The following is a 24,854-nucleotide window of genomic DNA, read 5'->3' as shown; positions in this document are numbered from 1 at the left end:
GGTTTTTAATTTAATTATGATAGAAATTCACCAGGATTTAAACCTAGCTCGCGACAAATATCACTGACCATTTGCATTTCATTGTGATCAAAATTGCCGTCTGCATAACCAATTGCAATACAATAACGGGCCACTAAACGGGCAATTTCTGGTTTTGATCTTATTTTTGCAAGTGCACGAAAAGCTTCTGCTCTGCCAATCATACGATCAGCTTCAATCCGGGATACAAAGTAATTAAATCTCTGGAGGACTTTATTACTGTCAAAAACGCGTAACTCTTCGCTGGAATTAATAAATTCCACCATTTTTTGACGTTCTGTTGCATCTAAGTAACCGTCTGCCATGGAAACCAATGCGCAGGCGGCTACGACTGCTTCTAAAACGTCCTGACTCTTGTAACGATTAAACAACTCTTGCGCTTTTCGTTTTGATTGATTTGCCCATTCTGCATAATCCGTTTGATTCGGCGACCATGAGTTGCCGCAACTATTACAAGTAAATTTCAATTGATTCTTTCCAATAAATCCACCAAGTAATCCAACAGGTCCGAGAATTAAACCGCCAATAGCTGCTTTACCCAAACCAAACCCCTTTTGTCCTGTTCGAATATTTGATGAATGACAGCGCGGGCAATGAATATCGTCCCCATATGTACGGTTGGTGCTAGAGTGTGAGGTTTGGGTTGGATAACCAAAAGCTGGCTGTTGTGAATAGGCTGATTCCGGCTGCAAATGGATTCGCTGGTGCTGTTGGTTTTGTTGATTTGTGTTAGAACCGTATGGATTTTGATTGTTATATTGAGTTTGATTGTATGAATTTTGGTTATTGTATTGGTTCGGATTGTTAAACTGATTTTGATTGTTGTTAAATAAATTTTGTTGAACGGGCGGTGTGTTTGCTGGTGCAGGGTCATCCACACTTACACCGAAATTGCGACATAAAGCAGCCAGTCCACCTTGAAAACCGCTCGCAATTGCATTAAATTTCCATTCTCCGTTATGGCGGTACAGTTCTGCTGCAACAATTGCCGTTTCAACAGTAAAATCTCTGCCAAGATTAAAACGAAGTAGTTCCTCATTTGTTTGTTCATTGAAAATACGCACGTATGAATTAGAGATTTGTCCGAAATTCTGCTGCTTCATTTGAGCGTCATGAATCGTAATGGTAAATGCAATTCGATGGATATGGCTTGGCACTCTTTGTAAATCAATTCTGATTTGTTCGTCATCCCGTTCACCAGCTCCACTTCGGTTATCCCCGCTATAATTAATCGAGCCATTGCCTCCAGATGGATTATTATAAAAAATAAAATCCTGGTCGCTTTGTACCTTTCCAGATGCTCCTAATAAAAAGGTGGAGGCATCTAAGTCAAAATTAGAACCATTATATCCAATATCCCATCCCAAACCAACGACAACATTTTGCAGACCAGGATGTGACTTTGTTAAATCAACTTTTTGACCTTTACTAAGCGTAACTCCCAAATCGTTCCACTCCTTATCAAGTTTAGTATCCTATATTCATTTATAAATCTAATTATGTAGAAAAATGAACTTACTTTCAATTTATTACTTACTATAACACTACGAGGTAAGGGGAGATAAAGTTTCAAATTTATCATTTTTCCTTTCTTTAATATTTCAAGTCCTAAAAAGAGCACCCAGAAATCTTCGGCAAGAACGATTTTGAAATAATATTTTAAAAATAATTTGAAAAAAATAGAATAATAATTTATAATTTTAAGAAAATTAAGTATTTTAAATTAGGAGGTCTAAGATGAAGTTATATGTATCCGTAGATATGGAAGGAATAACAGGTCTTGTTGACCATACCCATGTTGATTCCAACAAGCATAATTATGAACGGAGCCGAATCATGATGACTGATGAGGCAAACCATGTGGTAACGACAGCTTTTGAGCAAAAGTGGAAGGAGGTAGTTGTAAACGACAGCCACTCAAAAATGAATAACCTGTTAATTGAAAGGCTGCATCCTGAAACACAACTTATTACGGGAGACGTGAAGCCTTTTTCAATGGTCCAAGGCTTAGATGTAACCTATGATGGGGCAATTTTTGTTGGTTACCATGCCCGCGCTTCTTTAAAAGGAGTAATGTCTCATTCAATGATTTTTGGAGTTCGGAATATGTACATTAATGATATCACTGTTGGAGAATTAGGGTTTAATGCCTATGTTGCTGGATATTTTGATGTACCGGTGTTAATGGTAGCCGGTGATGATGGCGCGGCAATTGAGGCAGAGAAGCTTATTCCCAATGTTACAACCGCTATCGTAAAAGAGTCGATTTCACGGTCCGCTGCAAAATCTTTAACACCTGTAAAGGCAGGACAACTTCTCCGCGAGAAAACAGCTTTCGCATTAAGAAATAAGGAAACTGTAAAGCCACTTACGCCTCCTGACCGTCCAATGCTCGGAATTGAATTTGCTAACTATGGACAAGCAGAGTGGGCGAATTTAATGCCAGGAACAGAAATCGTACCTGGAACAACGATTGTGCGTTTTCAGGCAAAAAATATATTGGAAGCGTATCAAGCAATGCTTGTCATGACTGAATTAGCGATGAGAACTACATTCTGTTAAGAAAGGACAAAGCATGAATACATATTTTATCAAACGATTTATCGCCATGATTATTACTCTTTGGCTCATCATTACCGGGACATTCTTCTTAATGCACTCGGTGCCAGGATCACCATTTAATGAAGAAAGAACAACGAATGAAGCCATTCAAAAAAACCTCGAAGCCTATTATCATCTAGACGAACCTCTCTTAGTCCAATATGGAAACTACTTATCAGCTCTACTACACCTAGACCTTGGTCCATCTATCAAAAAATCATCACAGACTGTCAATGAAATGCTGGGAAGGGGATTTCCGGTAAGTTTTGAATTAGGATTTTATACTCTTATCCTCGCGGTCATTTCTGGCCTTACACTCGGTATTATTGCCGCACTTCGTCATAATAGAATAATTGATTATCTTTCGATGAGTATTGCTGTCCTAGGGATATCGATTCCAAACTTTGTAATGGCAACATTTTTGATTGAACAATTAGCTGTTAATTTTCCACTATTTCCGGTTGCAACCTGGACAAGCCCAAAACATATGGTATTGCCAATTTTAGCTTTGGCCACAGGTCCAATGGCGATTATAGCGAGGTTAACACGTTCAAGTATGCTGGAAGTTTTAACACAGGATTATATAAGGACTGCAAAAGCTAAAGGGTTATCACCCGTTAAAATTGTTTTTAAACATGCTTTAAGAAATGCTCTTCTCCCAGTTGTTACTGTCTTAGGTTCATTAGCTGCAAGTATATTAACTGGAACGTTTGTAATTGAGAAAATTTTTGCAATTCCAGGGATGGGCAAATATTTTGTTGATAGTATCAATAACCGTGATTTTCCGGTCATAATGGGTACCACCGTTTTTTATAGTGCTATCTTGATTCTCATGCTTTTTTTAGTTGATCTTGCATACGGAGTATTAGACCCTAGGATCAAGCTCCACAAAAAGGAGGCGAAGTAAATGGAACTGCGTAAACAGGAAGAACAGAATATTTCGCCTGGTATTCCTGATGAATGGTTTGTCCCTAAGGTACAAAGTCAATCAGAAGCAGAAGCTGTCGTAAGACCAAGCTTGTCGTATTGGAAAGATTCGTGGTACCGACTATTAAAAAATAAACTTGCCATGGCAGGGATGGCGTTTTTGATATTGCTAGCTATATTCGCCATTTTTGGTCCAATTATTTCACCTCACTCGGTAGAAACACAAAAGTTAACCTCTCAAAATCTGCCGCCATCGGGTGAATATTGGTTTGGGACAGATGATTTAGGAAGAGATGTATTTACACGAACAGCATACGGTGCCCGTATCTCCCTATTCGTTGGTTTAGTTGCCGCACTCATTGACTTTATTATTGGAGTTGTTTATGGAGGGATTGCTGGTTACAAAGGCGGAAAGACCGATAATCTGATGATGAGGCTTGTGGAGATCTTGTATGGTCTGCCTTATTTACTTGTAGTTATTTTAGTCATGGTCGTGATCGGACCAGGGTTAACAACGATCATCCTAGCGCTGTCGATAACCGGATGGGTTGGTATGGCGAGAATTGTCCGGGGACAAGTCTTACAAATTAAAAACTATGAATTTGTATTGGCCTCCAAAACGTTTGGAACGAAAACAGGAAGGATTATTCGTAAAAATCTTTTACCAAATACAATGGGACCAATCATCGTCCAAATGACTCTGACCATTCCATCAGCTATATTTGCTGAAGCCTTTTTAAGCTTTATCGGCCTTGGAATCCAGGCGCCGCATGCAAGCTGGGGAGTGATGGCGAATGATGGTTTATCTACGATTCTATCAGGATACTGGTGGAGATTATTTTTTCCAACCCTATTTATATCATTAACTATGTTTGCATTTAATGTTTTGGGTGATGGGCTGCAGGATGCTCTTGATCCGAAATTGAGGAGGTAACATCATGGAAAAAATTCTTCAGGTTAAAGACCTTCAAGTGTCCTTTTCCACCTATGGCGGAGAAGTACAGGCAGTTCGCGGGGTCAGTTTTGATTTACATAAAGGGGAGACGCTCGCCATTGTCGGTGAATCGGGTTGCGGCAAAAGTGTAACCTCCCAAAGTATCATGAGATTGATTCCTGAACCTCCAGGGAGAATAGTGGGTGGAGAAATTCTTTTTAATCAGATGGATTTAATCAAGTTAAAAGAACCTGAACTGCGGAAAATTCGCGGTGCTAATATATCGATGATATTTCAGGATCCCATGACAGCTTTAAATCCAACACTTACCATTGGTGAGCAAATTATGGAAGGAATTATGGAACATGAAAAGATATCCAGAGCAGAGGCAAAAAAAGCTGCTGTTGAAATGCTCCAGCTTGTTGGTATTCCCAGCCCTGAAGCACGTTTAAAACAATACCCACATCAGTTCAGCGGCGGGATGCGCCAGCGAATTGTGATTGCGATGGCGCTCGTGTGCAGTCCTGATGTGTTAATCGCAGATGAACCGACTACTGCTTTGGATGTAACGATACAAGCACAAATTTTGGAATTGTTCCGTGATATACAGAAAAAAACAGGTGTCTCGATTATTTTAATTACGCACGATTTGGGGGTAGTGGCACAGGTTGCTGACAGAGTGGCAGTTATGTATGCAGGTAAAATTGTGGAAATAGGAAGCAGGAGGGAAATATTTTATCGCCCGCAGCATCCTTACACGATTGGACTGCTTCAATCTGTACCACGATTGGACATTGAAAAGGCTGAGCTGGTCCCAATCCCAGGAACACCACCTGACTTATTTTCACCACCGGTAGGCTGTGCGTTTGCTGCACGATGTAAGTATTTAATGGATGTGTGTGAACGAGTCTACCCCGTTCAATCCTCTCTCAGCAACCTCCATCATGTGGATTGCTGGCTGCAGGACGAACGCGCCAAAAAATTGGTTTCAACGTTTGTATAAATATAAAACTTTAATTTAGGGGGAAGAGTATGAAAAAATTTACTACGATGTTGGTCTCTTTTATGTTGTTATTTGCTTTAACGGCATGTACAGCAAATAGCGATGCTGGTAGCGAACCAAAGGATGACGGAAATGGTGATTCTAAGGAAAAAACGGAAAAAGTCCTCTATCTTAATAACGGACAAGAGCCTACCTCCTTTGACCCGCCTATCGGTTTTGATGCGGTATCATGGAATGCATTAAATAATATCATGGAAGGATTAACCCGTTTAGACGAAAATCACCAGCCAAAAGCTGCAACAGCAGAAAAATGGGATTTATCAGAGAATGGCAAAACCTATACCTTCCACATTCGTGAAGATGCAAAATGGTCTAATGGTGATGATTTAACGGCGAATGATTTTGTATTTGCCTGGAAACGGTTATTGGATCCAAAAACAGGTTCTGGAGCAGCATTTTTAGGCTATTTTATTGAAGGTGGAGAAGCCTTTAATACAGAAAAAGGAACAGCAGACGATGTGAAAGTAAAGGCAGTAGATAAGAAGACATTTGAAGTCACACTTACAAGTCCTCAGGCTTATTTCTTAAGTGTTATTGCAAACCCAGCGTTTTTCCCAATCAACGAAAAAGTAGCAACTGAGAATCCAGAATGGTTTTCTGAAGCAGATTCATTCGTGGGTAACGGGCCATTTGCCTTATCAGAATGGAACCATGACAGTGATTTCACAATGGTAAAGAACGACAAATACTGGGATGCAAAAAATGTAAAATTAGATAAAATCCATTGGGCTATGGTTGATGATACCAATACAGAATATCAAATGTTCAAGACTGGTGAACTTGATACCTCTGACGTTCCAGCAGATTTAGCTGAATCATTGTTTAAAGAAGGCGACGTGAAAGTAGAGGATCAAGCAGGTGAGTATTTCTATCGTTTTAATGTAACAATGGAACCTTTCCAAAATGTTAATATCCGTAAAGCATTTGCGATGGCGGTTGACCAAAAGCAAATTGTAGAACTCGTTACCAAAAATAAAGAAAAGCCAGCTTATGGTTTTGTCTCATACGGATTTAAGGATGCTGCGGGTAAAGACTTCCGTGAAGCAAATGGTGACTTGCTGAAAACGAATGTAGCAGAAGCAAAAGAACTGTTGAAAAAGGGAATGGAAGAAGAAGGCTATTCAACGCTTCCTGAAGTTACATTAACGTATAACACACTCGATTCACACAAGAAAATTGCTGAAGCCCTACAGCAAATGTTTAAAGAAAATTTAGGTGTTGATGTAAAACTTGCAAATATGGAATCGAACGTATTTGCAACAGACCAAAAAGCATTAAAATTCCAGCTGTCCCGCAGCTCATTCCTTGCAGACTATGCAGATCCAATTAACTTTGTAGAAAACTTCCAAACTGGTCATTCTATGAACCGTACAGGCTGGAGCAATGCAGAATTTGACCAATTGGTGAAGGATGCAAAAAATGAAGCAGATGAAAAGAAACGATTTGACCTGATGTATAAAGCAGAAAAGATTCTCTTTGAAGAAGCACCGATCATTCCAATCCACTTCTATAACCAAGTCTATTTACAGAATGAAAGTGTAACAGGTATTGTCCGTCATCCAGTTGGATATTTAGAATTAAAGTCCGCTGATAAAAAGTAAATCAAGGAAAGGGATGTTCGTTGAACATCCCTTTTGTCCTAAAATACTAGACTGACAGATGTGAGAAAGGGTGTTTTAATGAATTTACTAAAACCAAACCGTTTGCACATAGGGGATACAGTTGGCGTAATCGCACCGGCAAGCCCGCCAAATCAAAAAATTCTTGAACGCGGAATAGAGTTTTTAAAGGGATTAGGATTACGGGTAAAGGTTGGCAAGAGTTTAGAAAAAATCTATGGCTATTTAGCAGGCTCAGATCAGGAAAGGTTAGATGATTTACATGCTATGTTTCTCGATTCTGAAGTAAAGGCGATTTTTTGTGCATGTGGAGGCTATGGTACGGCTAGACTGGCAGCAAATATAGATTACGAAATAATTAAAACAAACCCGAAAATACTCTGGGGTTATAGTGATATCACTTTTTTACATACTGCAATCAGGCAAGAAACAGGTCTGATTACCTTTCATGGACCCATGCTTGGTTCGGATATCGGAAAGGAAGAGACGCATACACTATCAAAACAAGGTTTTCAGCAATTATTTGTGTCAACAGAAATAAGTTATACAGAGCGTTTTTCTCCTTTGGAAACATTGGTTGAGGGTGTTGCAAGTGGTGAACTGGTTGGGGGGAATTTATCCCTAATCGTCAGCACCCTGGGCACACCATTTGAAATAGATACGAACGGAAAAATTTTATTTATTGAAGATGTGAATGAAGAACCTAGATCAGTAGATCGGATGCTGAATCAACTTAAAATGGCTGGGAAACTAAAGGATGTAAATGGCATCGTGATTGGAGATTTTTGTGATTGTACACCAAACAGGGAACTGACTTTATCACTTGAAGAAGTTATTAACCATTATGTTTTGTGGGCAAATAAACCTGCCATAAAAGGATTCATGATGGGACATTGTAACCCGCATATATCCATACCTTTGGGAGTGCAGGCTGTCTTAAATACGTATGATAAAAGTTTACTAGTTGAAAGTGGCATTTTGTAAAGGGGGAAAATCATGATTATTAAGGAGATTGAAACATTTCGTGCAGCCGTGCCACTCATCAAACCTTTTAAAACAGCATTAAGAACCGTAACAACGGCACAAGCGATTTTTGTAAAAGTAACATGTGATAATGGTATTACTGGCTGGGGAGAAGCACCACCAACTGTGGTCATTACCGGTGATAGTCTATTAAGTATTGAATCAGCAATTCTCCACGTAATTAAGCCTTTTTTAATAAATAAAAGTCTTCTAAACTTTGAATTAATATTTCAAGGGCTAAAAACGAGCATGATAGGTAATACAAGTGCGAAAGCTGCAATCGATATGGCCTTGTATGATTGTTTATCCAAATTTTGCAGACTTCCACTTTACCAGTTCCTTGGAGGGCATAAAAAAGAGCTGGAGACTGATTTTACCGTGAGTGTGAATAGTCCTGAAGAAATGGGGGATGATGCTGTTTCTTTTATTGAAAAAGGCTTTAATGTCTTAAAGGTTAAGGTAGGAAAAGATGATATTTCCAAGGATTTAGAGAGAATTAAAGAGATTAGAAAAAGAGTTGGCAATACAATAAAATTACGGTTGGATGCCAATCAAGGCTGGACCGCAAAAGATGCGATAAGAACCATTCGTAAAATGGAGGATAGTGATCTACGTATTGAATTAGTGGAACAGCCAGTGAAAGCCGATGATCTAGACGGGCTTAAACAGGTTACTGATTCTGTTGAAACACTGATTATGGCTGATGAAAGTGTTTTTACACCTAAGCAGGCATTCCAAGTTTTAAAGACTAGAAGTGCTGATTTAATTAATATTAAGCTGATGAAAGCGGGCGGAATCTATCAAGCTCAAATTATTAATCAGCTCGCTGAAACATGTGGAGTAGAGTGCATGGTTGGTAGCATGATAGAAACACGACTGGGGATAACGGCTGCAGCTCATTTTGCGGCTAGCAAACAAAATATTACTCGATTCGATTTTGACGCACCACTTATGCTGACGAAGGATATCGTTAATGGAGGTATTCAATATAATAATAGATTCATTACATTTCCAGATTGTCCCGGCCTCGGTATTAAGAATGTAACAATAGAAGGAGGGGTTACGGTTGGATAAACGACTTGTAAACGTCCCGGTAGCTACAGTCTGGACGTCCTATAACTCTGCAAGAGATTTGGATGTTGCAGCAATAAGCAACCCGGTGGATATCAATACATGGTTAGAAGGGTTAACATTTGAAACACGACTTGGATTGTGTGAACAAAATCTTGTGCAAACTCAGCTTCTATATGGTGAAGAAGTCATTGTAATCGAAGAGAAAGATAATTGGGTCCATGTAATCATCCCGGACCAACCGACTTCAAAAAATAAAAATGGATACCCTGGCTGGGTTCCGTCATCTCAATTGGCAGAATGCCCATTTGACTGGAATAGTAAAGAAGGTCCAGTTGTTATTGTCAAAAAACCTAAAGCAATGTTAAATGATTCAAATTTAGAACTCTCTTATCAAACCATCCTGCCTCTAATTAAAGAAGGTGAAGGGAAGGTTCTAGTAAATACTCCTAATGGAACAGGTTTGCTGAAATCAGACGATGTTACGATTTTTGAATCTCTAGCAAATCGCTATAAGGGAAATGGAAACGATATTGTTGCTGACGGAGAAATATTTCTTAATCTTCCCTATTTATGGGGTGGAATGAGCAGCTACGGATATGACTGCTCAGGTTTCAGCTATTCCATGTGTAAAGCTAATGGGTATATTATTCCCCGCGATGCACATGACCAGGCAAATGCAGGGGTTGAGATCAGTCTAGAGGATATAAAACCAGGTGATTTGCTCTTTTTTGCCTACGAAGAAGGAAAGGGCAGAATTCATCATGTTGGAATTTATTATGGTGACGGAAAATTACTCCATTCTCCCAATACAGGAAAAACCGTTGAAATTATTCCATTAGCAGAAACAATCTATGAACGAGAACTTTGTGCAGCAAGGCGATATTGGGTTGAGTCGGAGGCATAGTATGGGGAAATTATTACAAGTAAAGAATTTAAAGAAACATTTTCATTTAGGTAAAAACGAAATCTTAAAAGCGGTGGACGGTGTTTCCTTCCATATTAACAAAGGGGAGACCTTTGGGATTGTCGGTGAATCAGGTTGTGGGAAATCTACAGCTGGAAGAACGATAATCGGGCTCTATGACCAAACGGATGGAGAAGTTATTTTTAATGGTAAAAACATTCATACATTAAATTCCAAGGAAAGACATACATTTCACCGGCAAATGCAGATGATCTTTCAAGATCCATATGCTTCATTAAATCCAAGATCCACAGTAGCTGAAATTATATCCGAGCCCATGGAAGTCCATGGCTTGTACGCAAATAAACAAGAGCGGCTTAATCGGGTCTATCAATTATTAGAGGATGTTGGGTTAAATAGAAGTCATGCCAATCGCTATCCGCATGAATTCAGCGGCGGGCAGCGTCAAAGGATTGGCATCGCCCGCGCGCTAGCATTGGATCCGGAGTTTATTATCGCCGACGAACCCATTTCTGCTCTTGATGTGTCGGTCCAGGCTCAAGTGGTAAATCTGTTAAAACGACTTCAGAAAGAAAAAGGGTTAACATACTTATTTATCGCACATGATCTCTCGATGGTGAAACAAATTAGTGACCGAATTGGGGTTATGTATTTAGGGCAATTAGTTGAATTAACAGAAAGCAGTGAGTTATATAGAAAACCGCTGCATCCATACACCCAGGCGCTGCTATCTGCGATACCCATTCCAGATCCAGACATTGAGGACCAGCGTGAACGGATTATTTTAAAGGGTGATCTGCCAAGCCCAATCAATCCACCAAATGGCTGCGTCTTCAGGACTCGCTGCCCGATGGCGATGGAAGTTTGCGCCTCGCATAAACCGAGCTGGCAGGAAGTGGAAGCCGGCCATTTCATAGCATGTCATTTATATGATAAAAATAAAACTGGCGACCATGACTACTCGCAGGTTGCAGTTACACGGTAGATATGGAGATATTAAAAAAGAAGATTCAAGAGGAATTAAACACATTTCATGGGCGCGTCGGTTTAGCGATAGAATTGGCAGACACAAAACCTATTTACATGAATAGCCAGGAAGTCTTTCAATCGGCAAGCCTTATTAAGATTCCGATTTTACTATCGATCCTGCTGGCACATCATAAAGGTAAAATTGATATAAAGCAACAGGTAACGATTTCAAACGAAAATAAAGTAGGAGGATCAGGGGTTTTACAGGCACTGTCCAATGGATTATCAATATCCGTTAAAGATTTAATGACCTTGATGATTATCGTATCAGATAATACTGCAACCAATATATTAATTGATTTATTAGGAATCGAGGGAATTAATGCAACAATTCAAGAAATGGGTCTTGAACAAACAAAGCTAAATAGGAAAATGATGGACTTTGCTGCAATTAACCAAGGGAAGGACAACCAGACAACAGCGGAAGAAATGCTTCATTGCCTCAAATTAGTGAATGAATGTAACAAATTTTTTGGAATAGATGGACTGATTATCGCAAAAGATACGTTGAAACTTCAGCAGTTCAGAGATAAGCTCCCAGCACTAGTTGATGAAGATAAGATCACCGTTTTTAATAAAACCGGGGAACTGTCAAATGTAGAGCATGATTGTGCAATATTTGAATGTCAAGGAAGAATTGGTTATGTTACTGTTTTAATGGACCGTCTTCATGATCAAGAAAATGCAAAACGAACCATCAGGAAAATAGGGAAACATATTTCAGACTTTTTCATTAGAACTTAGACTGACTTGGGGTAATCCTGAGTCAGTTTTTGTATATGATAATAAAAATAAAATTTTTTACCCCGTATCTTTTTATGATCCTTGAAACGTTTATTAGGTAGAGAGTGTAAAAGGAGTGAACAAAATGTCTAACAAACTGAGCTTTTACAACACAGAAGACGTGCAGCAAGACACAGATTCTGAGGAGTCTATATGGCTGGAGTTTTATCCAAAACTTCATCAATATTGTCACTTTCTTACCCAAAATAAATGGGATGCTGATGATATTGCACAAGAGGTTTATCTGAAAGCAATGAAATATTATACGAATCAGCAATCATTTACCTCAGCCTTATTAAATAAAATTGCTTATCATCATTGGATTGATCAAGTTCGAAAAAGGAAAAAGGAGACCATCGAATTAACTGATGAAATAGGAAATCTGAAGGAAGAAAATCATGCTATTGATTTAATGTATTCTGTAGAATTGCTAATAAAGCATTTTACACCAAAGCAAGCAATCATCTTTATGTTGAAAGAGGCCTTTCAATATCAATCAAAAGAAATAGCGGCAATGCTTAGGACGACAGAAGAAGCTGTAAAGTCGAATTTATATCGCGCAAAGAAAAGACTTGAGAAAATAAGTGAAGATGAGAAGACCTTTCCTATGGAATTATTCTGGGACGAAGAAGAACGAGAATTAGTAGCAGACCTTTTTTATCAAGCTCTAAAGATTCAAGATCCATCTATCCTAATTCAATCGATACCACTTATAAAAAGTGTCGCTGACAATCCACAAATGGTTACAAGGGAAATACGTCCGTTTAACAGGTACACTCCTTCAAGCACTCTCTGTATGGCTGCATAGCCAATATCTGCTTTCAAGGAGGAAAAATCAATGAGTACAATTCCTTATGTTATAGAACAATCCAATCGTGGTGAACGTTCCTACGATATCTATTCACGACTGTTAAAAGATCGCATTATCATAATCGGTGACGAAATTAATGATCATGTGGCGAATAGTGTGGTAGCGCAATTATTATTTTTAGCAGCAGACGCACCCGATAAAGAAATATCACTTTATATTAATAGTCCGGGCGGTTCTACTTCAGCCGGTTTTGCCATCTTTGATACGATGCAATACATTAAACCTGATGTCCGGACGATCTGTACTGGAATGGCTGCCTCATTTGGGGCAATGCTGCTGCTTGCAGGAACAAAAGGGAAACGGTATGCGCTCCCAAATAGTGAAATCATGATCCATCAGCCACTCGGAGGCGTCAGGGGGCAGGCAACCGAAATAGAAATCTCTGCAAAACGGATCTTAAAATTACGGGAACATATCAATCAAATTATTGCTGAAAGAACAGGTCAAACTGTTGAAAAAGTCGCCAAAGATACCGATCGGGACTACTTTATGAGTGCAGAAGAGGCCAAAGAATATGGAATTATCGATGAGATTCTTTATCCAAAAGAATGAATAAATAAGAGAAATAAAAAGCAAAATAACAGGTAAAAGGTTAGCGAAAATTGCTGGCCTTTTTTTATTGACACCTTTAGTAACCTATCATATAGTTAAACAGGTGAATAGTTTAACAGTTTAACTATTATTTTAATAAATTGAAGTGAGGTGAGAAATGGGCGATGGATAAAAAAGTGATTCAGGAATTAATCGACCGCTATGTGTCCGTTTCTTTTGAGGTCAATAAGAAAGCAGAGTCTTTAATCAAAAGCCAGATAGAAGAAGATTTAACGATTGATCAGCACTACATTATCGGATACATTCAGAAGTCTAATGAGTGCACGTCCTCTGAACTGGCAGAGGCCTTTGAGGTCAATAAAAGTGCGATTACCGCAATCATCAATCGATTAACCGACAGAGGTCTAATTGAAAGAACCCGTGATGAAAACGATCGAAGAGTTGTATATCTCACCTTAAGTGAAAAAGGAAAAGAGCTGATCCAAAAAACGCAAGAAAAGGTGCACCTTTTAGTGGAGTCATTTATCACCCAATTTGATGAGGCCGAGATCACCAATTTTATTAATACGTTTGAAAAATTGGCCCTAATATTAACCAACATGAAAAAGGAAGAAGTGGGGGAGTAAAGCGTGAGAGCTATAATAAAAGGAAAATGGTTTGTCCTTTTGTCTTGGATCGCAGTCATTGCTGTTCTTTTTATGTCTGCGCCTAGTATGGAACAACTTGTCCGTGATAAAGGGCAAATTAGCGTTCCCGAAGGCTATTCTTCTACATTAGCAGAGGAGATCTTAAACGACGTCCAGTCTAATGAAAATAACGGGAATGAATTACAAACAGCATTAGTATTCCATAGTGATAAAAAGTTAACAGAAGAAGACTTTTCAAAGGCAGAAAAAGCGATTCAACAGCTCGAAAAAAACAAGAGTAAATTAGGGATAACTTCGATTCTAACTCATTTCAATCAGGAAGAATTGAAGGAACAGCTTGTATCCGAGGACGGAAAAACGATCCTTGTTTCATTGAACGTAACAGCAAATGACCGTGAAGCAAAGGAAATTACAAATGCGTTATATAATGCTCTGGATAATGTGGAATTAGACCATTATTATACAGGCAACTGGCTAATATCTGAGGATCTTGTAACTAATTCGCAAGAAGGTCTAAAGAAGACCGAAGGAATTACCGTTGTATTTATTTTAATTGTGCTATTGCTTGTGTTCAGATCAGCAATTGCTCCAATTATTCCTTTAGTAACCGTCGGATTCAGCTATTTAGCCGCTCAATCGATCGTTGCTATTTTAGTAGATAAAGTGGATTTCCCATTATCCACCTTTACGCAGATATTCTTGGTAGCTGTATTGTTTGGTATTGGGACTGATTATTGTATTTTGCTGCTTAGTCGTTTTAAAGAAGAAATGTCTAAGAATGATAGTGTTGTAGAAGCAATTGTTATTACGTATCGTAATGCCGGAAAAACGGTATTTTTTAGTGGTTTAGCCGTGATGATTGGTTTTGCATCGATTGGTTTTTCAACCTTTGTACTTTATCAGTCAGCTGCTGCTGTGGCGATAGGTGTAGCATTATTGCTAGTAGGTCTGTTCACCATTGTTCCGTTTTTTATGGCTGTCTTAGGTAAGAAATTATTCTGGCCATCTAAGGGGAAGCTTGAACATGGTGAAAGTAAATTTTGGGGCTTTGTTGGGAGCTTTGCTTTAGCACGTCCTTTAATTGCGCTGCTTATTGTAGCGGCCATTTCAGTTCCGGCGTTATTCACATATGATGGAGATTTGTCCTTTAACTCTTTAGAGGAAATTGGTGATGAGTTCAATTCCATCCAAGGATTTAATATTATTGCTGATGGATTCGGTCCTGGTGAATCCATGCCGACACAAATTGTCATTAAAAATGATGACGAGCTGAATTCGTCTGAATACATTGCTCTGACGGAAAAGATCAGCCAAGAGCTCAATAAAATCAGTGGAGTTGACACAGTCCGTTCGGTTACACGACCTACTGGTGAAACGATTGATGATTTATATATTTCGGAGCAAGTAAAAAGCCTGGAGGACGGTTTGGGTCAAGGGAATGACGGGCTTGAACAGATTAGCAGCGGTCTTGCCGAAGCAGGCAGTCAGCTCGCAGCCAATCAGCCGAAAATGGAAGAGGCTGCTGATGGAATCAATCAATTGATTTCTGGCACAACCCAGCTGCAAACAGGCATGGGAACCATTCAAGAAAACCTTGCAAAAATAGAAGATGGATTAAATAAAGGTGCTGCTGGAACCACTCAGGTAAAAGAAGGTCTAGCGGTGATCAAGACAAAATCTGCTGAAGTTCTGGCGGGCAGTAAACAGATGCTAGAGGGATATAAGCAGGCAGCAGAGGGATTAACAACACTCGCAGGAAACTATGAAAAAGCTGCTAAGGGCTTAAGTGATTTAAATGTGTCTTTAACAGCAGCAAATCAATATTTTACTAATTTGGAAAATCAATATAGTGGTATTGCGGAAAATGATAATTATAAAGCTATTAAAATGACCATTCAGGGATCTCAAGTGGCAACAGCAGAATTAGCAGGAAGCTTGAATCAATTGAACGCAGGATTAAAAGGTGCTCAAGAAGGAATTAGCTTTGCGAATGGTAAATTCTCCGAAGCAATTGCAGGTCAGGAAGCACTTGTAAAAGGAATGGAAGATCTCTTAAAAGGTCTGACTGAGATTGAATCTGGACTTTACACGATGGGAAATGGCCAAGGACAAATAGTTGACAGCCTGCCTCAATTTTCAAATGGTCTGAATGGATTGAATAGCGGCCAGCAGCAGATTTTAACAGGCTTTAAGGATATGAGCGGTCAAATTACTCAGCTTTCAGATGGGTTAACGCAAAGTGCAGATGGCTTAAATCAGGTCTCGGATGGGTTGGAGTCTGCACAGGAGTATCTAGCGGGAGTATCTGAACAAGAGCAAAATGGTTTCTTTATTCCACAAGAAGTACTCGATGGCAAAGACTTTAAGCAGGTATTAGACACCTATATGTCAAAGGACCGTAAAGTTATGACAATTGATGTGGTCTTTAACAAGAACCCTTACTCTAATGCAGCTCTTAATACAGTTCCTGAAATTAAGCAAACAGTGGAACGGGTTGTAAAGGATACGAAGCTTGAAAATGCAGAAATAGCGGTAGGCGGTGTATCAAGTATGCACCATGACCTCGATAATATTTCACAGGCTGACTATTCTCGAACAGTAGTACTTATGCTAATTGGGATTACCATCATTCTAATCATCCTATTCCGTTCGATCATTATGCCTTTATACTTGATTGGCTCATTAATCTTAACGTATTTTACTTCTATGGCACTTGCGGAAGTATTATTTGTAAATATTTTAGGCTATTCAGGTATTAGCTGGGCCGTTCCGTTCTTTGCATTTGTTATTTTAATCGCACTCGGAATTGACTACAGTATTTTCTTAATGGACCGATTTAATGAGTTTAAACATCTGCCAGTAGAACAAGCAATTCTCATTTCAATGAAGAAAATGGGAACGGTTATTATCTCTGCGGCAGTCATTTTGGGCGGTACTTTCGCGGCAATGATGCCGGCTGGTGTTTTATCATTACTTCAAATTGCGGCCATACTATTAATCGGACTATCACTCTATGCTTTAGTGATTTTACCGTTGTTTGTTCCAGTCATGGTTAAAACCTTTGGCGAGGCAAACTATTGGCCATTTAAAAAGAATACCGATACTGTTGTACATGATCATTCCACACATATGTAACAAAAGCAGCACGCTGAAGAATTTCAGCGTGCTTTCTTTTTACTCAACAATGACAGTTCCTTTAAACATTTTCATCCCACAAGTAAAGGTATATTCCCCTTCTTTGTCAGTGGTAAAAGTTAAATTGGTTGTACCGGCCTTTAGATTTACATTATTTAAGTTGAAATCTGGCATCATAAAGGTTGAAAAACAGCTATTGTCACCTGGATTTGTAATGTTTAATTCCACTGGTACCCCTTTTTTTACTTTAATTACATTAGGCGAATAGCCAGTCGGCGTTACCATCATGTCAATTTTAGGATTAGTTTTATCTGTTATATCTAGTTCTGATTTTGTTGGAGGAGTATTTGTCTCCTGTAATTGAGATGCTTCGGCCTCACCAGGAATCTTTACAAAATCACTACTGTATAAAAATAAAAACAATGCAATGAGAACAAGTCCTGCTGAAAAAATATTAAACGGTGAAATCCCTTGCGTATCAAGTGAAAGCTTACCATTTGTATCAACGATGATAAATAAAATAACTAGACTAAGAATAATAATATACAAGCCTAGCAATATCCCAAGCATGATTGTTGGGTTATCGAACTGGAGAATTGCACCAAGAAGGGCACCAATAATTCCACTTATGATACCGGAAACCGATCCACATAATATCGCTAAAATCCCAACAGGCTGACCTGCTATAAAACCTAGGACAAAACCGATTAAGACGGCTAAGCCAACTGGAAAAAATAATTCTCCCGAAAGTATTCCACTGATGTAACCGGATAAAAGGCCACCCATCATTGTCAGGACGGTGACGACCATCGTACCTGAAAGTTTGGCTAGTTTATGTTTCTTCCAATGTAACAGGAAAATTGAATATCCAGTCAATAAAGCCATCAAAACTATTGTGAAAATCGATAATAGATACATCTAACTATCTCCTCTAACTATTAATAAACAATATATGTACATTATAAATGCAATAATTAAAATAAAGATTGTCATTTCGGTGTAGTTTATGAACGTTTAATGAAAACTCTTGCGGAAATAATAAAAGACGTGCTTAACGTTCTTTAGGATTAATATTTTTTTCATTATCTATGGTGTTTTTATAGATTCTTTTTAAAGCTTCATTTTGCATTTTCATAAGGTCTAGTAAGTATCGTTTTTCTTCTTCTTCCTGATCAATCTCATTTGTTTCTTCCTTTTTCAAGGATATCACCTCATTCTTCCTAATTGTAACCGAAATCCAAGCATGAAATAAAGCAAGTAGGAATGTAATCAGAATATGTTTCCATAATAATATTTGACATTTGCGTATTTGAAATATATAATTTTTTCAAAAATACTATTTGAAACTGTGATGAGGATTAGTAAAATGTAAGGTGTCTTACAAAGAGAGGAAACCATTGGTGGAAGGTTTCTTAAGACAGACATTTGAACCTGCCTCGGAGTTCTGTATCGGATTCTTTTTTGAAGATACATGCGGATAAAATCCGTTATCATGTCGAGAGTATAAAGCATTTGCTTTATGAATTTAGGGTGGTATCGCCAGGTCTTGGTCCCTTTTTGGGGCCAAGGCCTTTTTATATTTAAAAAAATAATGAGGTGTCAAAAATGGCTAAGGAATTTGTAAAAGACGTTACCAGTATGGACGAGGATTTCGCCCAGTGGTATACAGATGTAGTAACAAAAGCAGACTTAATTGATTATTCAAGTGTACGCGGATCGATGATCATCCGCCCTTATGGGTATGCACTTTGGGATAATATTAAAAATGAATTAGATCGCCGTATCAAAGAAACAGGACATGAAAATGTCTATATGCCATTATTTATCCCTGAAAGCTTACTCCAAAAAGAAAAGGATCATGTTGAAGGCTTTGCACCTGAAGTGGCATGGGTTACACATGGCGGTTCTGAAGAGCTTGCTGAACGTTTAGTTGTGCGCCCGACATCTGAAGTACTTTTCTGTGAGCATTACAGCAATATCATTCATTCATACAGGGATTTACCAAAGCTTTATAATCAATGGGCAAACGTAGTCCGCTGGGAAAAAACGACTCGTCCATTCTTACGTACATTAGAGTTTTTATGGCAGGAAGGTCACACTGCACATGCGACTGATGAAGAAGCAATGGAAGAAACCATCAAAATGCTGAATGTATATGCAGCGATTTGTGAAGAGATTCTTGCGATTCCAGTAGTAAAAGGTCAGAAGACGGAAAAAGAAAAATTTGCTGGTGCAAAAGCTACTTTTACAATTGAAAGCTTAATGCATGATGGTAAGGCACTTCAATCCGGTACATCTCACCACTTTGGTACAGGTTTCGCGGAAGCATTCAATATCCAATATACCGATAAAGAAGGAAAGCTTCAGTATGTACACCAAACATCATGGGGCTTTACAACAAGAATCATTGGAGCTTTAATCATGGTTCATGGTGACGACCGTGGTCTAGTGATTCCACCAAAAGCTGCGCCAACTCAAGTTATGATAGTTCCAATTGCACAGCATAAGGAAGGCGTACTTGATTTCGCTTATGATTTGAAGAAGTCATTATCCGGCGTTGCGCGTGTTGATATTGATGCTAGCGATAAAAAGCCAGGCTGGAAATTCAACGAATACGAAATGAAGGGAATTCCAGTTCGCTTAGAAGTTGGACCAAAAGACATTGAAAACAAGCAAGTGGTGTTGGTAAGAAGGGATACATTAGAAAAAGTATTTGTTCCTTTAGATCAATTAGAAACTAAGCTTGTGGAATTACTCGATGATATTCAATCGAATTTATATAATAAAGCTTTGACGCACCGTGAAGAAAGAACATCTGTAGCTGTAACTCTTCCTGAATTAAAGGAAAAGCTTGAAGCGAAGCCAGGCTTCATTAAAGCTATGTGGTGCGGTGAACTTGCGTGTGAGGAGAAAATCAAAGAAGAAACAACGGCAACTTCAAGATGTATTCCTTTTGAACAAGAACAGGTTTCATCTACTTGTGTATGCTGTGGCAAAGAAGCAGACAAAATGGTTTATTGGGCAAAAGCATATTAATTAGTTCGTGGAGACTCTTCCTATTGGAAGAGTCTTTATTAATCTTCATGAAGCCCAAAATGAAAGGGAAATTGAAAGATGGGCTTCATGAATGGTTCATGAGGCCCAAAACGAAAGGGAAATCGAAAAAGTGGTCGTCATGAAGGGTTCATGAGGCCCAAAATCCAAGGGGAACTGGAAAAGTGGTCGTAATGAAGGGTTCATGAGGTACAAAGTGAAAGGGAAAATAAAAAAGTTGATGTCATGAAGGGTTCATGAGGCCAAAAATCCAAGGGAAAATGGAAAAGTGGTCGTCATGAGGGTTCATGAGGCCAAAAATCCAAGGGAAAATGGAAAAGTTGTCATCATGAAGGGTTCATGAGGCCAAAAATCCAAGGGAAAATGGAAAAGTGGTGGTCATGAAGGGTTCATGAGACCCAAAGTCGAAATAGAAAACTGAAAACGGTCCTCATGATAACCAATAAAGGGGGAGATAACGTGAAACCATTATTACTAGAATTTCCAGAGGAGTTTACTACTGAAAGATTACTATTCCGCAAGCCTTTGCCTGGTGACGGAAAATATGTATATGAAGCAATACAAGCGTCATTGAATGAACTAAAACCGTGGATGCCATTTGCTCATATGAATCAAACAGCGCAAGATGTTGAAGCGAATATAAGAGAAAGTATTGCAAAGTTTATGACCCGTGAAGATCTAAGATTACATCTATTCAATAAGGTAACCGGTGAATTTATTGGTTCATCAGGGCTTCATAGAATTAATTGGGATATACCAAAGTTTGAGATCGGCTATTGGATTGATACTCGTTTTTCTGGGAGAGGATATATAACGGAATCGACGGAAGCCATTACGAAATTTGCCTTTATCGAACTTAATGCTAAACGTGTTGAGATTCGTTGTGATTCACGAAATACCAAAAGTCGAGCCGTTCCAGAAAAATTAGGTTTTACCCTTGAGGGAATCTTAAAAAATGAAGGTATATCTGTCGAAAGTAAGGAACCGAGAGATACCTGCGTTTTTGCAAAAACGAAATAATACTATTAAATTAGAGAGTTTTCCGGGAGTTTAAGTTCTGGAAAACTCTTTTTTTGTTTTTATTAAAGTATTATAGGAAACTACATAACCAATTTATACGTATATTTATGCAATATAGTATAATTATGGAAGGACGATTCATAGACAACGCTAATTTTTTTCATATTAAAGATATTGAAAAAGTTTTAGATGAAGAATTGTATAACAATCTCCTAAATGAATTTCCTATATGGCTAACCGAAGTTAAATCCAAGGGGATACTTTAATTAATTTGCTATACAATTAGTTTGTTGAAATATTTTTTTAAAGGGGGAGAAAAAAATGAATCCGATTTTACTAGAGTTTCCAGAAGAGTTCGAGACAGAAAGATTGTTAATCCGTAAACCTTTGCCAGGAGATGGCATAGCAGTCTATGACGCAGTTCAAGCTTCATTGAATGAATTGAAACAATGGATGCCTTGGGCTCATAAAACTCAAACGGTGGAAGATATGGAAGCAAACATGCGTGATGCACATGCCAAGTTTCTAACCCGAGAAGACTTACGATTACATCTCTACAAGAAAGATACAGGTGAATTTATTGGATCTTCCGGCTTACATAGAATTAAATGGGACATTCCAAGGTTTGAAATCGGTTATTGGATTGATACACGCCATCAAGGCAAAGGGTATATGACCGAAGCAGCAGAGGCAATAACCAATTTTGCTTTTAAGGAACTAAACGCTAAGCGAGTTGAAATCCGATGTGACTTTAATAACGTAAGGAGTAAGGCGATCCCAGAAAGATTAGGATTCACATTAGATGGCATTTTAAAAAACTATGCTATTTCGGCTGATGGAAAAGAAATAGTAGATGAGTGTGTTTATTCCAAAACTATTTAATCAAAGAATCAGTCAGAGTACCAGTAAGCTAATGTAAATGGTTCCGTATTCGGATGTATTCATATTACAATATTGATCTTTATAAGCTGGTCGATATGAAGCTGCTTATTCCCACATCTAGGTTCAATAGGGTCCGGGCTTACCGGTTGAGAATTTAGGTTAAGCATTTGATTGATAAATAAGCGGAGGAATTCCGCTTATTTAGTAACTAGTAATAAAAACAGCTTAAATAGACGGAGATATTCCGCCTATTGGCTTGGAAAATTCGAAAATGGGCGATTCTGCTTTGATTAAGCGGAAAACTTCCGCTTATTTACCCCGAAATGAGCTCCATTTTGCATTTAACCGGAAAATTTCCGGTTATTTTACTTTTGCTAGATACTCGATTAAGGACAAGTCATATTAACTAAAAGAGAGGGAGTTTTTTTGTGGCTGTGATAATGAAGTTCTAGTTCTTATTAACCAGATTTAATAGTGTGTGATTTGCATCACTTACTCTAAGTGTGTTTTCTCATATAATCACTATATAAACAGTGATAACTACATAAGGAGTGATAGTCTTGTTAGAGAGCAATACAATTGAAATCATTAAATCAACGGTTCCCGTTCTGGAAAAACACGGTGAAGCCATTACCACACGTTTTTATCAAATGATGTTTGGTAACCATCCAGAACTATTAAATATCTTTAACCATGCAAACCAAAAACAAGGAAGACAACAAAAAGCACTTGCTGGTACGGTTTATGCTGCAGCACAATATATTGATAATCTTGAAGCGATCCTACCTGTGGTGAAACAAATTGCTCATAAGCACAGAAGTCTTGGAATTAAAGCCGAACATTATCCGATTGTAGGAAAGCACCTGTTATTAGCTATTAAGGATGTTCTAGGTGACGCGGCAACTGATGAAATCATTGACGCATGGGGAAAGGCATATAACGTCATTGCTGATGCCTTTATCAGTGTTGAGGCAGAAATGTATGAAGAAGCTTCCTCACAACAAGGGGGTTGGGATGGTTTCCGAAGCTTTATTGTCGACAGGAAAGTGAAAGAAAGCGATGTAATTACATCGTTCTACCTAAAGCCTGAGGATAATAAAGAAATTGCTCATTTCCTTCCAGGTCAGTATATTAGTATTAAACTTGAAATCCAGGGTGAGGAATTTACACATATTCGTCAATATAGTCTATCCGATACACCCGGTAAAGATTATTACCGTATTAGCGTAAAACGTGAAGCAGGTACAGCATATCCCGACGGAATGGTTTCAAATTATCTTCATGACACTGTTACCGAGGGAGAAATCCTAAAGGTAAGTGCTCCAGCAGGAGATTTTGTTCTTGATACTGAAAAAAATACACCTGTTGTGTTATTAAGCGGTGGTGTTGGATTAACTCCAATGTTGAGTATGTTAAAAACAGTGGTTGAAGTTCAGCCGGAAAGAAACGTAACATTTATTCACGCAGCAGCTAATGGTAATGTTCATGCATTGAGAGGGGAAGTTGACTCACTATCTGCTCTGGACAATGTAAACTCATTTTTCTTTTATGATTCACCAACAGAAGAAGACCGTCAGAACAATAGCTTTGATGTTGAAGGATATGTGACTCAAGACTGGCTTGTCAATAACATTCCAACTTTAGATGCAGACTTCTATTTCTGTGGTCCTGTGCCATTTATGAAATCAATCAATAATTCTTTAAAGAACTTAGGAGTTGCGGAAGAGAGAATTCATTATGAATTCTTTGGACCAAAAGGCAGTTTAGAAGAAAGTGTGAAGGAAGAACCGGTTTCCGTTTAGGAAATCGGTTTTTTTCTGTCTTGAAAGTTTGATTCATTCAGTAATTGTGATTAAATAAAAGGTAGAAATAGCCAGAAAGGATGAAGCTATATGAATAAAAATGTCATAAAATCTGTAACCTTGATATCAGTAATTTTTTGCCTCCTCTGGCTGGTTGGACTTGGATGGGCTGTAACTGAATATTATGCAGGCAAGCCTGATAAGATCCAAGAGAAAACCAATGTAGAAAGGAAAACAGAGAAAAAAGATGGATTACATATTGTGGCAATAGGTGATTCCCTAACAAGAGGTACAGGTGACGAGACAGGAAAAGGTTACGTAGGTTACCTTCTGGATGAAATAAAGGAAAAATCAAAGCAGGATGTTAGGCTGACGAATCTTGGCATAAGTGGTCAAGAATCCGGCCAACTTAAAGAGCAGATTCAGCAGACCGAAGTGAAGCGGCAGCTGCAAAGCGCAGATATGATTTTAGTAACAATGGGCGGCAATGATTTGTTCAGAGGCGGACAAGGCTTACTTGAATTTGAAAATGCTGATATTGAGGATATTGAGAAAAAATTCCTGAAGAATATGAATTTTATTTTTCAACAGATTCGTGCAAGCAATAGTGAAGCTAATGTCTTCTTTATCGGTTTATATAATCCCTTTAGTGAGTTAGAGCAGGGGAAAGAGATGTCTGCAGTCGTTCGTCACTGGAACTATCAAAGTGCAGAATTAAGTGCAGCTTTTCCAAAAATCGTTTTTGTACCAACATTTGATCTTTTTGAGTTGAGGGTAAATGATTACCTTTATACTGACAAGTTCCATCCGAATACAAAAGGGTACCGTTTAATTGCTGAACGAGTGGCTTCATTGCTAACCTGGTAAGGAGACC

The 24,854-nt window shown here is 38.5% G+C and carries 22 protein-coding genes, 1 pseudogene and 1 other annotated feature; of the genes and pseudogenes, 20 read left to right on the top strand and 3 right to left on the bottom strand.

Annotation, left to right across the window (positions count from 1 at the left end; translation table 11 throughout):
- Positions 1-14 precede the first annotated feature (14 nt).
- Positions 15-1,484, bottom strand: a complete 1,470-nt coding sequence (locus tag QFZ31_RS09180; protein WP_307302627.1) for a TerD family protein — start codon at positions 1,482-1,484, stop codon at positions 15-17.
- A gap of 292 nt (positions 1,485-1,776) precedes the next feature.
- Between QFZ31_RS09180 and QFZ31_RS09175 the strand changes: the two genes are divergently transcribed.
- The 14 genes from QFZ31_RS09175 to QFZ31_RS09110 all read left to right on the top strand — a co-directional run bounded on the left by QFZ31_RS09175 (position 1,777) and on the right by QFZ31_RS09110 (position 17,222).
- Entirely contained in the window at positions 1,777-2,601 is an 825-nt protein-coding gene (locus QFZ31_RS09175; RefSeq protein WP_307302625.1) for a M55 family metallopeptidase, read from the top strand.
- A 13-nt stretch (positions 2,602-2,614) separates the two neighbouring features.
- Positions 2,615-3,547, top strand: a complete 933-nt coding sequence (locus QFZ31_RS09170; protein WP_307302623.1) for an ABC transporter permease — start codon at positions 2,615-2,617, stop codon at positions 3,545-3,547.
- On the top strand, positions 3,548-4,501 hold the full coding sequence (locus tag QFZ31_RS09165) for an ABC transporter permease (protein WP_307302621.1): 954 nt from the start codon (positions 3,548-3,550) through the stop codon (positions 4,499-4,501).
- Positions 4,502-4,505: 4 nt separating this feature from the next.
- On the top strand, positions 4,506-5,504 hold the full coding sequence (locus tag QFZ31_RS09160; protein ID WP_307302620.1) for an ABC transporter ATP-binding protein: 999 nt from the start codon (positions 4,506-4,508) through the stop codon (positions 5,502-5,504).
- A gap of 29 nt (positions 5,505-5,533) precedes the next feature.
- The gene (locus QFZ31_RS09155) at positions 5,534-7,165 is read left to right on the top strand and encodes a peptide ABC transporter substrate-binding protein (RefSeq protein ID WP_307302618.1); all 1,632 of its coding nucleotides are present in this window, start codon (positions 5,534-5,536) and stop codon (positions 7,163-7,165) included.
- A 78-nt stretch (positions 7,166-7,243) separates the two neighbouring features.
- Positions 7,244-8,167 carry a S66 peptidase family protein gene (locus QFZ31_RS09150; RefSeq protein WP_307302616.1) on the top strand — a complete coding sequence of 308 codons (924 nt, stop codon included), beginning with the start codon at positions 7,244-7,246 and terminating at the stop codon, positions 8,165-8,167.
- Positions 8,168-8,179: 12 nt separating this feature from the next.
- Entirely contained in the window at positions 8,180-9,280 is a 1,101-nt protein-coding gene (locus QFZ31_RS09145; protein WP_307302614.1) for a mandelate racemase/muconate lactonizing enzyme family protein, read from the top strand.
- Positions 9,273-10,184, top strand: a complete 912-nt coding sequence (locus tag QFZ31_RS09140) for a C40 family peptidase (RefSeq protein ID WP_307302613.1) — start codon at positions 9,273-9,275, stop codon at positions 10,182-10,184. Before QFZ31_RS09145 ends, QFZ31_RS09140 begins: the two co-directional genes overlap by 8 nt.
- 1 nt (position 10,185) lies before the next feature.
- Positions 10,186-11,190, top strand: coding sequence for an ABC transporter ATP-binding protein (locus QFZ31_RS09135; protein WP_307302612.1), 1,005 nt, complete (start codon positions 10,186-10,188; stop codon positions 11,188-11,190).
- Positions 11,191-11,192: 2 nt separating this feature from the next.
- Positions 11,193-11,978 carry a serine hydrolase gene (locus QFZ31_RS09130; RefSeq protein WP_307302610.1) on the top strand — a complete coding sequence of 262 codons (786 nt, stop codon included), beginning with the start codon at positions 11,193-11,195 and terminating at the stop codon, positions 11,976-11,978.
- Between the two features lie 124 nt (positions 11,979-12,102).
- Positions 12,103-12,825, top strand: a complete 723-nt coding sequence (locus QFZ31_RS09125; protein WP_307302609.1) for a sigma-70 family RNA polymerase sigma factor — start codon at positions 12,103-12,105, stop codon at positions 12,823-12,825.
- Between the two features lie 3 nt (positions 12,826-12,828).
- Positions 12,829-13,440: an ATP-dependent Clp endopeptidase proteolytic subunit ClpP gene (clpP, locus tag QFZ31_RS09120; RefSeq protein ID WP_307311452.1), complete on the top strand. Its 612-nt coding sequence runs from the start codon at positions 12,829-12,831 to the stop codon at positions 13,438-13,440.
- 164 nt (positions 13,441-13,604) lie between these two features.
- Positions 13,605-14,066 (top strand): MarR family winged helix-turn-helix transcriptional regulator, encoded by a 462-nt coding sequence (locus QFZ31_RS09115; protein WP_307302608.1) that lies wholly within the window; start codon positions 13,605-13,607, stop codon positions 14,064-14,066.
- Positions 14,067-14,069: 3 nt separating this feature from the next.
- Complete coding sequence (locus tag QFZ31_RS09110; protein ID WP_307302607.1) at positions 14,070-17,222, top strand: MMPL family transporter; 3,153 nt, start codon at positions 14,070-14,072, stop codon at positions 17,220-17,222.
- A gap of 39 nt (positions 17,223-17,261) precedes the next feature.
- Here the strand turns inward: QFZ31_RS09110 and QFZ31_RS09105 are convergent, their stop codons facing one another.
- Together QFZ31_RS09105 and QFZ31_RS09100 are read right to left on the bottom strand one after the other, a co-directional pair.
- Positions 17,262-18,140, bottom strand: a complete 879-nt coding sequence (locus tag QFZ31_RS09105) for a cupredoxin domain-containing protein (protein ID WP_307302606.1) — start codon at positions 18,138-18,140, stop codon at positions 17,262-17,264.
- A gap of 133 nt (positions 18,141-18,273) precedes the next feature.
- Positions 18,274-18,423, bottom strand: a complete 150-nt coding sequence (locus QFZ31_RS09100) for a hypothetical protein (RefSeq protein ID WP_307302604.1) — start codon at positions 18,421-18,423, stop codon at positions 18,274-18,276.
- 138 nt (positions 18,424-18,561) lie between these two features.
- Positions 18,562-18,780: a binding site (T-box leader), on the top strand.
- Positions 18,781-18,827: 47 nt separating this feature from the next.
- On the opposite strand from QFZ31_RS09100, the gene proS reads away from it, so the two are divergent.
- The 6 genes and pseudogenes from proS to QFZ31_RS09070 all read left to right on the top strand — a co-directional run bounded on the left by proS (position 18,828) and on the right by QFZ31_RS09070 (position 24,847).
- On the top strand, positions 18,828-20,258 hold the full coding sequence (proS, locus tag QFZ31_RS09095) for a proline--tRNA ligase (protein ID WP_373459838.1): 1,431 nt from the start codon (positions 18,828-18,830) through the stop codon (positions 20,256-20,258).
- A gap of 477 nt (positions 20,259-20,735) precedes the next feature.
- Entirely contained in the window at positions 20,736-21,296 is a 561-nt protein-coding gene (locus QFZ31_RS09090; protein ID WP_307302602.1) for a GNAT family N-acetyltransferase, read from the top strand.
- Between the two features lie 125 nt (positions 21,297-21,421).
- Positions 21,422-21,562, top strand: a pseudogene (locus tag QFZ31_RS09085) (VWA domain-containing protein); the annotation flags it as partial.
- Between the two features lie 55 nt (positions 21,563-21,617).
- A complete protein-coding gene (locus QFZ31_RS09080) occupies positions 21,618-22,178 on the top strand; it encodes a GNAT family N-acetyltransferase (protein WP_307302601.1) in 561 nt (186 codons plus the stop codon).
- 560 nt (positions 22,179-22,738) lie between these two features.
- A complete protein-coding gene (gene hmpA, locus QFZ31_RS09075) occupies positions 22,739-23,980 on the top strand; it encodes an NO-inducible flavohemoprotein (protein WP_307302599.1) in 1,242 nt (413 codons plus the stop codon).
- A 90-nt stretch (positions 23,981-24,070) separates the two neighbouring features.
- A complete protein-coding gene (locus QFZ31_RS09070) occupies positions 24,071-24,847 on the top strand; it encodes an SGNH/GDSL hydrolase family protein (protein ID WP_307302598.1) in 777 nt (258 codons plus the stop codon).
- Positions 24,848-24,854 lie beyond the last annotated feature (7 nt).

Source organism: Neobacillus niacini, assembly GCF_030817595.1.
In the GTDB taxonomy this organism is placed as follows: domain Bacteria; phylum Bacillota; class Bacilli; order Bacillales; family Cytobacillaceae; genus Neobacillus; species Neobacillus niacini_G.
This window is presented reverse-complemented; position numbering and strand designations above follow the sequence as displayed.

What these genes read in the sequence shown, in the direction of transcription:
- QFZ31_RS09175 (WP_307302625.1), top strand. Translation starts at nt 1,777, where the DNA reads ATGAAGTTATATGTATCCGTAGATATGGAAGGAATAACAGGTCTTGTT.
- QFZ31_RS09170 (WP_307302623.1), top strand. Translation starts at nt 2,615, where the DNA reads ATGAATACATATTTTATCAAACGATTTATCGCCATGATTATTACTCTT.
- QFZ31_RS09165 (WP_307302621.1), top strand. Translation starts at nt 3,548, where the DNA reads ATGGAACTGCGTAAACAGGAAGAACAGAATATTTCGCCTGGTATTCCT.
- QFZ31_RS09160 (WP_307302620.1), top strand. Translation starts at nt 4,506, where the DNA reads ATGGAAAAAATTCTTCAGGTTAAAGACCTTCAAGTGTCCTTTTCCACC.
- QFZ31_RS09155 (WP_307302618.1), top strand. Translation starts at nt 5,534, where the DNA reads ATGAAAAAATTTACTACGATGTTGGTCTCTTTTATGTTGTTATTTGCT.
- QFZ31_RS09150 (WP_307302616.1), top strand. Translation starts at nt 7,244, where the DNA reads ATGAATTTACTAAAACCAAACCGTTTGCACATAGGGGATACAGTTGGC.
- QFZ31_RS09145 (WP_307302614.1), top strand. Translation starts at nt 8,180, where the DNA reads ATGATTATTAAGGAGATTGAAACATTTCGTGCAGCCGTGCCACTCATC.
- QFZ31_RS09135 (WP_307302612.1), top strand. Translation starts at nt 10,186, where the DNA reads ATGGGGAAATTATTACAAGTAAAGAATTTAAAGAAACATTTTCATTTA.
- QFZ31_RS09130 (WP_307302610.1), top strand. Translation starts at nt 11,193, where the DNA reads ATGGAGATATTAAAAAAGAAGATTCAAGAGGAATTAAACACATTTCAT.
- QFZ31_RS09125 (WP_307302609.1), top strand. Translation starts at nt 12,103, where the DNA reads ATGTCTAACAAACTGAGCTTTTACAACACAGAAGACGTGCAGCAAGAC.
- QFZ31_RS09115 (WP_307302608.1), top strand. Translation starts at nt 13,605, where the DNA reads ATGGATAAAAAAGTGATTCAGGAATTAATCGACCGCTATGTGTCCGTT.
- QFZ31_RS09105 (WP_307302606.1), bottom strand. Translation starts at nt 18,140, where the DNA reads ATGTATCTATTATCGATTTTCACAATAGTTTTGATGGCTTTATTGACT.
- proS (WP_373459838.1), top strand. Translation starts at nt 18,828, where the DNA reads ATGGCTAAGGAATTTGTAAAAGACGTTACCAGTATGGACGAGGATTTC.
- QFZ31_RS09080 (WP_307302601.1), top strand. Translation starts at nt 21,618, where the DNA reads ATGAATCCGATTTTACTAGAGTTTCCAGAAGAGTTCGAGACAGAAAGA.
- QFZ31_RS09070 (WP_307302598.1), top strand. Translation starts at nt 24,071, where the DNA reads ATGAATAAAAATGTCATAAAATCTGTAACCTTGATATCAGTAATTTTT.